Origin of the sequence: Denitratisoma oestradiolicum (assembly GCF_902813185.1) — a bacterium.
GTDB classification, from domain to species: Bacteria; Pseudomonadota; Gammaproteobacteria; order Burkholderiales; family Rhodocyclaceae; genus Denitratisoma; species Denitratisoma oestradiolicum.
In genome coordinates, this window is record NZ_LR778301.1 from 2,815,156 (window position 1) to 2,827,080 (window position 11,925).

Consider the following 11,925-nt stretch of genomic DNA (forward strand, 5'->3'; position numbering starts at 1 on the left):
AGGCGCGATCTGATTACCGACAAGTCTCAGCCGGCTCACGTAGTGAGCTAGTAAGGGTTTGAAAATAGTGCAGACATTGAGACGGAGGTCTGCCATGAAAAATCGGGTGCAATTTCAACAAGGGCTGTCGATGGCCGAGTTTATGGAACTGTACGGAACGGAGGCGAAATGCGAGACGGCGCTGGTCGAACAGCGTTGGCCCTCGGGATTCGTCTGTCCGTGCTGCCGGGACACCCGGCACTCCCGTTTTGAGAGAGGTGGAAAAAGGCTGTGGCAATGCCATCGCTGCCGCCACCAAGTGAGCGTCACCGCCGGAACGATCTTCGAGAACACCAAGCTGCCCTTGACCAAATGGTTCCTGGCCATGTTCTTCATGACCCAGTCCAAGAACAACATCTCGGCGCTGTCGTTGAAGCGCCACCTCGGCGTCAGCTACGACACTGCTTGGCTGCTCAAGCACAAGCTGATGGCGGTGATGGGCGATGCCGAGGCCGGTCGGGCGCTGGATGTTCGTGTCGAGATCGACGACGCTTATCTTGGCGGTGCCCGTGCCGGCAAGGTGGGCCGGGGTTCCGAGAATAAGGTACCGTTCGTGGCGGCGGTGGAAACGACCGCCGATGGTCGGCCTCTTTTCGTCCGTTTCGACCCCATGCCTTTCACTCACGAGCGGATCGACGCCTGGGCCAGCAAGACGCTGGCGCCGACCACCCACGCGTTGTCGGATGGCTTGCCGAGTTTCTCGGTACTGGCGAATTCGGTCGAGACACACGAGGCCATCGTGGTCGGCTCCGGCAAGCAGGCGGCCCAGCATCCAAAGTTCCGCTGGGTGAATACCTTGATCTCGAATTTCAAGACCGCTCTGTCGGGAACCTATCATGCCTTCCGCTTCGCCAAATACGCCAAGCGCTATTTCGCCGAATACGCCTACCGCTTCAACCGCCGATTCGATCTCCGAACCATCGTCGTGAGCCTCATCAGTGATTGCGCCAGGATGCTGCCGCACAATGAAAGCGCGATTAGGTTGGCTGAGACTCATCGGTAATCAGAAGGCGCGAAGCCGAGGGCCTGCTCCGCGCGAACTCAAAAAAAAAGCCTGTTACCACTTGTAGCTGAGGGAAACGCCAAAGGTACGCGGGGGAGTCCAGGCGGCATTCCGGAAGAAGGCGAAGTCGATGAGATTGACCATCTTCTTCGAGTCGGCGAGGTTGCGCACCCAGAATGAGGCGTCTGTCTGACCCGGCCCGCCGAGAGGAATTTTCGTCAACATCAACCGGGCATTGATCAGCCCCAGAGCCGGCACCTTGTCGAACTCTGCCAGCAGGCCGTTACCCGCGTTAGCCACGGTGGCGGATTTGTTGCTCGCAAAGATGTAGTAGGCCGCGTTGTAAGTGTAATCGACGAGCCCCCGCAGGGTTCCCCAGGGAGTCTGCGCTAGGCGCCCATCCAGATTCAGATTCAGGGTGTGCCTGGGGGCATAAGGCATGACCCGGTTGCCCGCAGTATTGATCAGGGTCGTCGTGCTGACCCCAGCCAACGCCGCCGTGGCAGCATTGCGCGGGAAGTCCATGTATTCGTCGATCTTGGCGTGCAGATAGCCGTAGCTGCCCTGCAGCTTCCAGCCATCGGCGAGTATGAACGCCCCTTCCAATTCCAGCCCTTCCTGGGTGGCTTTGCCCGCATTGACTATCACGGAGGCCGTGGTCCCGGCCAGCGTCCTGGTGAACTGCATGTCGGTGATCTTGTTCTGGAACAAAGATGCGTTCAACTGGGCGCGACCATCGGCGAAGGTGGTCTTGACGCCCACCTCGAAGGTGGCGGACTTCTCCGGACCGAAAGGTGTCATGACGCCCACCGCACTCGGCACTTCGCCGGAGAATCCGCCGCTCTTGAAGCCCTTGGCGAAACGGGCATAGAAATTCAGGCCCTCATTGACCTTGTAGGCGGCAGCCAACGATGGGGTCGTACCACTGAAGGTGGCATCAGCATGAACCCAGGGCTGAACTCCTGTGACGCCAGGCGCCACCGGCAGAATCGAGGACAAGAAAGGCCCCAGATAACCCGCGGTGGCCCACTGATTGACATCGATGGTCTTGTCTTCACTGGTGCGCCGCAGGCCCGCAGTCAGGGTCAGGGCGTCGTTGGCCTTGTAGTCGATCTGGCCGTATAAGGCCTTGGCATTCGCCGTGGGGCGGTAACCCACGAACTTTTCGCCGGCCGGTGGCGGGGTGATGTCGATATGTTGGCCGCTAATGGTCGTGCCATCCTCCCTGAACTGGTAGAGGCCCGCCACATAGTTAAAGCGATCGGTCTTGCCGATCCACTGGAATTCTTGGGAGTAGGAACGGACCTCGGTATCCCTGTGAGACAGGGCCAGATTGGCCGGTGTGCCGTCCAGGTCGCTGCTATCGGCAAACGTCATCTTGCGGGCAGAGCCGATGTACTTGAGGGTGTTATTGGCGTTCAGGTCATAAGTCACCGTGAGGGCGTGGCCATCCACCTTGAGCCGCTGGTAGAGGTCGGCGCCCGGATCGGTGCTGACCGAACTTGGCCGCTCACTGCCGGGCACATAACCGGCCATGGTCGCGGCGTAGCCAATGATGCGGTTGCCCATGGCGGCAAAGGACGGCACAGGAATATTGGAGAAATACTGGCCGTACGCGGATAGCGTGTTTATCCCTGGTAGCCCGGGGCTACCGCTGCCGCTGAGGGAAAACAGGGTCGTTGGATATAGACCTTCGTCGACCTTGGTGTGATCAAACGTGTAATCTACCTTCAGATCGCGGCTGACATCGAAGTTGGCCGCCAGACGCCAGGCCTGGCGATCGGTGCCGCCTTGCGCAGGGCCCGTGAGATTCTTCATCCAGCCATCCGCCTGCTCGTTGCGAAAGCCCAGACTGATACTGGCAATACCCATCTTGGGCAAATCGAGGAAGACCCTTTCCACATGGCGATTGAAGTTGCCGACATCGACAGAAACGGAGCCACTCCACTCTCCGGAAGGCCTGCGCGTGACGAAGCTAACGGCGCCAGCCATGGTGTTGCGGCCGAACAGCGTCCCCTGCGGCCCCCGCAGGACTTCAACCCGCTCCAGGTCCAACAATTCGAACAGGCTGCCCGCTGCCTTGGTGATATAGACCCCGTCCACATACATACCGACCGCCGGATCCATGTAGATGGCTACCTGGGTGGTGATGCTGCCGCGGATGGAGACCTGGGAAATCAGGCTGTTGCTAGGAGATTTGCTGATCTTGAGATTGGGTGCCAGGCCGCTCAGGTCCGCCCCCCCCTCGATGCCCCGGTTCTCCAACTGGGCACCGGAAATCGCAGTAATCGAAATGGGCACATCCTGCAACCGCTCCTGCCGCTTCTGCGCAGTGACGACGACCTCCTCTAGTACCGCGCTGCCAGCACCTGATGAGGGATTAGAAGAATGAGGTGCGTTGACCGCCGGGCTGACTTCGGCCGCCCGCGCAGACTCGGCACCAAAAAAGATAGGAAGTGAAAACAAAGTGCTTAGCACCACGCTGATAGTGGTCCTTTCGAATTTCCTGTTTTGCGTCATTTCTAGATCTCCCATTTGTATTTCCCCATGAAATGTTCTGCCTTGTATACCTAAAGACGAATGAACAAAAAATGTTGGGAATGCTTGGCAATCCCCCCTGAAATTAAGGCCCCGGAGGAAGACGTTGTACGCGAAGTTGCGTGCCCACCTTGGGAAGACGTTTCGGCAGTTGGCGCAGCGCAAGGAGTGCCAGATTTTGGAGGGGCACCTGATGGCAGACCATGTGCACATGCTGATTGCGATACCGCCGAAGTATGCGATGTCGCAGGTGGTGGGATACATAAAAGGAAAGAGTGCGATCCACATAACTCGAGTGTATGGGGAGCGTAAGCGCAACTTTGTTGGTCAGCACTTTTGGGCGAGAGGGTATTTTGTATCGACGGTTGGGCGAGATGAAGAGGTGATTCGGAGGTATATCCGAGACCAAGAGAAGGAGGACGAGCGGTTGAACCAGCTCAATCTCGTATGATCGATGGGGCGCCAGTCGATGGCGCCAAGAACCCGGGGCCGCGTTAGCGGCCTCGCATAGCCGCTTTGAGCGGCTCACATAATGAAGGCCCTCGGCTTTGCCGGGGGATTGTTACTTAATGCACGCACAGGGAACTTCACAAACGGCATCACCAGGCCGCCCAGAAAGCAAATTGCGGCTGCTGGATAAAATGCCAGTGCGTAGCTGCCAAAATGATCGAAAACCATACCGCCCAGAATGGGCACTGTAGACGCAACCAGCGTAAGGAACACAAATACCACTCCCATTAACGAAGCATAGGAGGTCTGGCCATAGTAGTTGGCAAGCAGCGTGATCATACAAACATAGGCGGCTGCATTTCCTGCGCCCAACAGGATTGCAGTGGCGTACAGCTCGATATTGGTTGTTGCCTTGACTCCAATCGCCATACCAATTGCCATGCAGACCATGGATGCACCCCATATGAACCTCGGTTCTATGCGATCGCCCAGGGTCCCGGTTACTACCTTGCCAAGAAGACCGGAAATAGGCAGGATGCTCATGAACATTGCCGCCGTCCCAGCGGAATGTCCAAGGTCTTTGAAGTGTACGATGCTATGCGAGAGTATTAATGTGTATCCACCCATGAAGCAAAGAGTACCCAGAATCATCAACCACAAAGTTTGATGTCGAACTGCCTCTCCGACACTCCAATTATCTGTGGTCTTGTACACGCCCGAAGCTGACTGCAAACTAGCCGTTGCATCGGACGGAGAGTCCTTCACAACACCATCCTGAACCTGACCAATATCAGAGGGATTGTTCCTAACGAACAGTATCGCGCAGCAGAAAGAAACAGCGCTGAGGGCAGCCACTAGAAACCATCCTGCCCGCCAGTTGCCATCGAAGGCCACGATAATCTTGTCAAGAATTGGTGCTGAGACAGACCCACCTATCACTGCTCCAGTCGACAAAATTGCGCTCACCATGGCAAGCTTCTTCCGGAACCAAAAGGCGATCACGGTCTGAGCAGGGAGTGCGGTACCCAGTGTGACGCCGACACCCATTACCAATCCATACGCGATCACTACGCCGACCATGGTACTGACCAGCGTAGCCATAGCTAATGCCGCGAGCGTTACCATCAGGGCACCCGCAGAGAGGGTCGCTCGGCCCCCCCACCTATTTACGCAGAACCCCCCGAGCGGTGCGCTCAGGCCAATACAAAGCGAGAACACCCCAAAAGCGAGACCGAGCGACTTTCTATCCAGTTGCATCTCGGAAGCCATATAGGCATTCATGATGTTGCCACCGAAGTATGCAAATCCAGTAATAAGCAACAATAGAATCCATAACACAGCAAGTAACTTCCACCCATAGAACTGTTGTTTCATCTGCCACCTCCGAAAATCGGTTCGGCCGGGAGCGATGGAGAAGGGGTGACTATTCCAATACTGTCTTCGGTGCGATGAGCCCTTCCGCCACTGGCTCGCGCAATGTGCAATGTGTTTGCGAAAATTTCTCTACAGGGGGAAGCCTTCGACTTGACAAATCTACAACCTGCCACCGGAATCCGGGTCGCGCTCAAGCAACCCAAAGACGCGCATAACCACTGTGCCCCATCGGTGCGAAGCAACCTGTTGCCGCACCAGGATGCGATTGATGTAAGAGAAAATTTCATCGCGAGTCGGCAACGAACTGGAGCACCCGATCCATAAATAGGTGGGGGCCGAGATCCTCGATGCTCGCACACCCTAGTTGCCCCATCTGCTGATCAATCTCGTTGCGCAGGATATCGATCGCACGTGCTGCGCCGCGCTGCTTTCCCGCGATCGCGCCGTATAAAGCCGCGCGTCCCACAAACACGAAGCTTGCTCCCAGGCTAATCGCACAGACAATATCTGAACCCCGACGGATACCGCTGTCCAGCATCACCGGAATGCCCGGTGAAACGGATGCCCGAACAAGCGGGAGCATCTCAAGGGGAGACGGGGCAAGGTCGAGCTGGCGTCCGCCGTGATTCGAGACGACGATACCGTCTGCACCCATCTCGACCGAGCGCATCGCGTCGCCTGGGTGAAGTATACCCTTCACCAGCAGATTGCCGGGCCAGTGTCGGCGCACCAGTTCGAGGTCCTTCCAAGTCTGACTGCGGTACGCAAATTCTTTGGAGAACCTTTGCAGTATTTCCAGCATCGACGTTCGCGCAGTCTCCTCGGGTAGCAACCAGTTCTTTAACTTGGGCATACCCCCGCTCCTGAAGTACTCGTAGATCCATCCCGGGTGACGCAGCGCTTCTAGCAGATAAGGCAGCGTAGGACGCTTACCCATTTCGAATCCACTCCTCAGCAGCCTCTCCCTTTTCGCCACGACCGGTGTGTCGACCGCATACATCAAAGTCTGCACACCAAGATCCGCCACCCTCTTTAGATTCGTCAAAGTAATGCTCGGATCCTTGGCTGCGTATAACTGGAAGAAGGTGCAATCACCTCCGGCGGTGACGCCCTCTTCGATGGATGCGGAGCTCATATTCGACATCACATACGGAATCCCAGCCCCGCGTGCGGCAGATGCGAGGAAGATGTCCGCGCCGGGGCGGAACAGCCCGCAAAGTCCCATCGGTGCGATACCGAATGGTGCAGAGAATTGACGGCCGAATAGGGTGGTCGTCTGGGTATGGTGCGAAGTATCCACCAGATACCTTGGAACAAGTCTGCACCGGCGAAACACCTGCTGGTTATTCGCCAGTCCGATCTCGTCCTCGACCCCCCCTTCGACAAAGTCGAAGATCCCGCGAGGAACCCAACGCGCGGCAAGCTGCCTAAGATCCTCAATATTGACTGCTTCATTCACATTCACAAGATATTCTCGCGAGATTAAATTCGAAGGGAAACTGTGATTAACGGGTTAAGTGGGCGAGATGAGATGGCACTCGAACTACTCGACCTCCAAATCGAATTGACAAATAATGACTTATACATACATTACCCAAACAAACGTTATCAGATTGCCATCCTTCCTAAGCCGGCCAAGCCGGAACCAAATAAGGGAGGCTTCGATGGAGAGTCATGGCGCCTGGCCGGAAAATCGACACAGGCCCGCCCCTCCCTTCCTCCCCCTCGCGGGGGAGGTGACTGTATTGGCTCGCTTCGCTCGAAACTCTTCTCACGATTTGTCATGACTTGAACGATTAGTGACTAAAGAAGGACATGACCCAAGTGACATTATCCGAGCGATGAATCGACACAAATCTTTCTTTATCCTTTCGGTACCGGAAGTACGTAATGCACCCCGGGTGCCCGGGACATCTTGACCTCTTGACAGGTAATAAATTCAAGTAGCGCCGGCATTCCCTTGCGCGTCTGCTCTATGCCGCGCTTGATCGCGGCCACAATCTCGCCGGGCTCTGTAATGCGCTCGCCATAGCCCCCTAAAGCGCGCGCCAGGTCAGCATAGTTGCCGGAGATGTCGGTGGAGCGGTACTTCTTCGTCGATACTCCCATCTGAGCAAGTTCCATCGCCATCGAAAAGTTATTGAACAGAATCGAGAGGATGGGCAGCTTTTCCCTCACTGCGGTTTCGAAGTCCATACCGGTAAAGCCAATAGATGCGTCCCCCCAGACGTTGATGCAAAGTTTCTCGGGTTGCGCGAGTTTGGCACCGAGTGCGAGGCCAAGTCCGTAACCAAGCTGGGTGGTCTTCCCCCATCCGATGTAGCTGAGCGGCTCGGTGGAGACCCAGAATGGCGACAGCACGTCGCGTGGTGTGCCCGCATCGTGAGTGATTACCGTATTCTTGGGATCAACGATGTGCTGCAGCTCGGCAATCACCCGGTACGGGTTGATCGGGTTTTCGTTCGAGGTCAGCTTGGGCATCCACTCAGCCAGCCAGCGCTGGCGCACTGAGGCGATCTCTTCTTGTATCGGCGACCACGAGCGTTGCTGTGGCACACGTTTCTGCACCGCCGCGATCAACGCCTCCAGAGTCAGCATGGCGTCGCCGACCAGCGCAAGGTTAACGCGTTGGTCCTTGTCGATATGCTTTGGATCCAGGGTCGAATGGATGATCGTCTTGCCCTTGGGCATCGCTGTGGCGAAGGCACTTTCGGTGAAACTGCAACCGATGCCGAAAATCAGGTCGCTAGCGTCTAGAAAATGCGGTACAGTACCCGGCACCGCAAAGCCACCAGAACCCAGTGCCAGCGGATGGTCCTCGGGGAAACTGCTCTTACCCGACAGGCTGGTCATCACCGGCACACCAAGATGCTCCGCCAGACGCTTCAGTTGCGACCACGCGCGTGAATAATGCACGCCCTGTCCGACATACAGCACTGGGCGGCGCGCATCCACCAGCAAATTGGCTGCCTTCTCGACATCCACCGGGTCCGGTCCCCAGCGTGTAGTGACCACCGGCTGATAGTCCAACGGCTCGTGCACCTCCTCGCCCCACATGTCGATAGGCACTTCAACCACTACAGGCCCGCCTCTGCCATTACGTAACTGTGAGAACGCACGACGCATTATGTTTGGCAGCTCGGCGCCGGAACCGACTGACTCGACCGACTTTGCGACAGTGCGCAAGCTTGCTACTGCACTAAAGTTTGGTTCAACATTCAAATTTTTGCGGTCATAGCCCATCGGAATCACTAGCAGCGGCACCGATTCACCATAAGCCTGAGCCACCGCGCCGAAGCCATTCTCGATCCCAGGTCCGTGCTGCGTGGCGTAGACACCTATGGTTTGACCACTGGTTACCCTAGATACCGCGTCTGCCATGTGACCGGCAATACGTTCTGCGCGCGTAATCACCGTGCGGATGTCGATATCGGCAGCAAACTCCGTAATAAAATTTAAAGGGTATGCGCAGATTGAGGAGATACCTTCTCGACGCAAAATTTCAGCTATAGCCGCTCCAACTTTCATAATCTTTGTCTCCTAGATGCCGCTGCCACTGAGGAAATACAAAGTGTTTAGCGCCATGCTGATCGTGGTCTTATTAAATTCCCTGTTTTTCATCATTTTTGGTTTTCCCCTTTGTGGATCTCTATGAAATTTTCTGCCTTGCACTCCTAAAGACGAATGAACAAAGAATTTTGGTAACCATCAAACCCAAAAAGCGTCTGCAAAGGAAGAAGCCGGAACCGCTCGTGGTACCTGTGACCATCAACGCTGTTTGGTCGATGGATTTCATGCACGATCAGTTGGCAGATGGCCGGAACTTCCGGTTGTTCAATGTCATTGACGACTTCAACCGGGAAGCCCTGGGCATGGAAATCGACTTCTCCCTGCCGTCGGCCCGGATCATCCGGTAATGCCAGGATTTTTCGATAAACTGGCCATGTTCGGCGGGATGGGCAACTTCACGTGTTAGCGTTTTGTCAGCAGTTGGGATGTGACAAAAGGCCTGTTACCACTTGTAGCTGAGGGAAACGCCAAAGGTACGCGGGGGAGTCCAGGCGGCATTCCGGAAGAAGGCGAAGTCGATGAGATTGACCATCTTCTTCGAGTCGGCGAGGTTGCGCACCCAGAATGAGGCGTCTGTCTGACCCGGCCCGCCGAGAGGAATTTTCGTCAACATCAACCGGGCATTGATCAGCCCCAGAGCCGGCACCTTGTCGAACTCTGCCAGCAGGCCGTTACCCGCGTTAGCCACGGTGGCGGATTTGTTGCTCGCAAAGATGTAGTAGGCCGCGTTGTAAGTGTAATCGACGAGCCCCCGCAGGGTTCCCCAGGGAGTCTGCGCTAGGCGCCCATCCAGATTCAGATTCAGGGTGTGCCTGGGGGCATAAGGCATGACCCGGTTGCCCGCAGTATTGATCAGGGTCGTCGTGCTGACCCCAGCCAACGCCGCCGTGGCAGCATTGCGCGGGAAGTCCATGTATTCGTCGATCTTGGCGTGCAGATAGCCGTAGCTGCCCTGCAGCTTCCAGCCATCGGCGAGTATGAACGCCCCTTCCAATTCCAGCCCTTCCTGGGTGGCTTTGCCCGCATTGACTATCACGGAGGCCGTGGTCCCGGCCAGCGTCCTGGTGAACTGCATGTCGGTGATCTTGTTCTGGAACAAAGATGCGTTCAACTGGGCGCGACCATCGGCGAAGGTGGTCTTGACGCCCACCTCGAAGGTGGCGGACTTCTCCGGACCGAAAGGTGTCATGACGCCCACCGCACTCGGCACTTCGCCGGAGAATCCGCCGCTCTTGAAGCCCTTGGCGAAACGGGCATAGAAATTCAGGCCCTCATTGACCTTGTAGGCGGCAGCCAACGATGGGGTCGTACCACTGAAGGTGGCATCAGCATGAACCCAGGGCTGAACTCCTGTGACGCCAGGCGCCACCGGCAGAATCGAGGACAAGAAAGGCCCCAGATAACCCGCGGTGGCCCACTGATTGACATCGATGGTCTTGTCTTCACTGGTGCGCCGCAGGCCCGCAGTCAGGGTCAGGGCGTCGTTGGCCTTGTAGTCGATCTGGCCGTATAAGGCCTTGGCATTCGCCGTGGGGCGGTAACCCACGAACTTTTCGCCGGCCGGTGGCGGGGTGATGTCGATATGTTGGCCGCTAATGGTCGTGCCATCCTCCCTGAACTGGTAGAGGCCCGCCACATAGTTAAAGCGATCGGTCTTGCCGATCCACTGGAATTCTTGGGAGTAGGAACGGACCTCGGTATCCCTGTGAGACAGGGCCAGATTGGCCGGTGTGCCGTCCAGGTCGCTGCTATCGGCAAACGTCATCTTGCGGGCAGAGCCGATGTACTTGAGGGTGTTATTGGCGTTCAGGTCATAAGTCACCGTGAGGGCGTGGCCATCCACCTTGAGCCGCTGGTAGAGGTCGGCGCCCGGATCGGTGCTGACCGAACTTGGCCGCTCACTGCCGGGCACATAACCGGCCATGGTCGCGGCGTAGCCAATGATGCGGTTGCCCATGGCGGCAAAGGACGGCACAGGAATATTGGAGAAATACTGGCCGTACGCGGATAGCGTGTTTATCCCTGGTAGCCCGGGGCTACCGCTGCCGCTGAGGGAAAACAGGGTCGTTGGATATAGACCTTCGTCGACCTTGGTGTGATCAAACGTGTAATCTACCTTCAGATCGCGGCTGACATCGAAGTTGGCCGCCAGACGCCAGGCCTGGCGATCGGTGCCGCCTTGCGCAGGGCCCGTGAGATTCTTCATCCAGCCATCCGCCTGCTCGTTGCGAAAGCCCAGACTGATACTGGCAATACCCATCTTGGGCAAATCGAGGAAGACCCTTTCCACATGGCGATTGAAGTTGCCGACATCGACAGAAACGGAGCCACTCCACTCTCCGGAAGGCCTGCGCGTGACGAAGCTAACGGCGCCAGCCATGGTGTTGCGGCCGAACAGCGTCCCCTGCGGCCCCCGCAGGACTTCAACCCGCTCCAGGTCCAACAATTCGAACAGGCTGCCCGCTGCCTTGGTGATATAGACCCCGTCCACATACATACCGACCGCCGGATCCATGTAGATGGCTACCTGGGTGGTGACGCTGCCGCGGATGGAGACCTGGGAAATCAGGCTGTTGCTAGGAGATTTGCTGATCTTGAGATTGGGTGCCAGGCCGCTCAGGCTCGCCCCCCCCTCGATGCCCCGGTTCTCCAACTGGGCACCGGAAATCGCAGTAATCGAAATGGGCACATCCTGCAACCGCTCCTGCCGCTTCTGCGCAGTGACGACGACCTCCTCTAGTACCGTACTACCAGAATCTAAAGAGGTATTTAGTAATTTACCTTGTCTATCCGCACGAATGACATCGTGAGGAATTGCTACCTTTGTACGGATCGTTACGGTCGACGAACCTGTAAACAAGTACTCAAGATTTCGCCCCTTGAGCAAGACGTCAAGCGCACTCTCTCTTGTCATACTACCTTTGATCGCAGGACTCTCATCACCCTTACCA

At 56.7% G+C, this 11,925-nt stretch carries 6 protein-coding genes and 2 pseudogenes; 3 read left to right on the forward strand and 5 right to left on the reverse strand.

Annotated features, from left to right (window positions below; all coding sequences use genetic code 11):
• Positions 1 to 94: 94 nt before the first annotated feature.
• Positions 95 to 1,042, forward strand: coding sequence for an IS1595 family transposase (locus tag DENOEST_RS12755; protein WP_183148251.1), 948 nt, complete (start codon positions 95 to 97; stop codon positions 1,040 to 1,042).
• A gap of 54 nt (positions 1,043 to 1,096) precedes the next feature.
• Here DENOEST_RS12755 and DENOEST_RS12760 read toward each other — a convergent pair whose 3' ends face one another.
• Positions 1,097 to 3,343, reverse strand: coding sequence for a TonB-dependent receptor (locus DENOEST_RS12760; protein WP_183148252.1), 2,247 nt, complete (start codon positions 3,341 to 3,343; stop codon positions 1,097 to 1,099).
• 279 nt (positions 3,344 to 3,622) lie between these two features.
• On the opposite strand from DENOEST_RS12760, the pseudogene tnpA reads away from it, so the two are divergent.
• A pseudogene (tnpA, locus tag DENOEST_RS12765) lies at positions 3,623 to 4,031 on the forward strand (IS200/IS605 family transposase).
• Between the two features lie 74 nt (positions 4,032 to 4,105).
• On the opposite strand, the gene DENOEST_RS12770 reads toward tnpA, so the two are convergent.
• From DENOEST_RS12770 to DENOEST_RS12780, 3 genes are all read right to left on the reverse strand, one after another.
• Positions 4,106 to 5,404 (reverse strand): MFS transporter, encoded by a 1,299-nt coding sequence (locus DENOEST_RS12770; RefSeq protein WP_145772423.1) that lies wholly within the window; start codon positions 5,402 to 5,404, stop codon positions 4,106 to 4,108.
• Positions 5,405 to 5,687: 283 nt separating this feature from the next.
• Complete coding sequence (locus tag DENOEST_RS12775; RefSeq protein ID WP_170228325.1) at positions 5,688 to 6,869, reverse strand: alpha-hydroxy acid oxidase; 1,182 nt, start codon at positions 6,867 to 6,869, stop codon at positions 5,688 to 5,690.
• A gap of 398 nt (positions 6,870 to 7,267) precedes the next feature.
• The gene (locus tag DENOEST_RS12780; protein WP_145772421.1) at positions 7,268 to 8,932 is read right to left on the reverse strand and encodes a thiamine pyrophosphate-requiring protein; all 1,665 of its coding nucleotides are present in this window, start codon (positions 8,930 to 8,932) and stop codon (positions 7,268 to 7,270) included.
• 176 nt (positions 8,933 to 9,108) lie between these two features.
• Here DENOEST_RS12780 and DENOEST_RS12785 point away from each other — a divergent pair.
• Positions 9,109 to 9,318 (forward strand): annotated as a pseudogene (locus DENOEST_RS12785) (IS3 family transposase); the annotation flags it as partial.
• A gap of 98 nt (positions 9,319 to 9,416) precedes the next feature.
• Here DENOEST_RS12785 and DENOEST_RS12790 read toward each other — a convergent pair.
• The gene (locus DENOEST_RS12790) at positions 9,417 to 11,663 is read right to left on the reverse strand and encodes a TonB-dependent receptor (RefSeq protein ID WP_183148253.1); all 2,247 of its coding nucleotides are present in this window, start codon (positions 11,661 to 11,663) and stop codon (positions 9,417 to 9,419) included.
• Between the last annotated feature and the right edge of the window lie 262 nt (positions 11,664 to 11,925).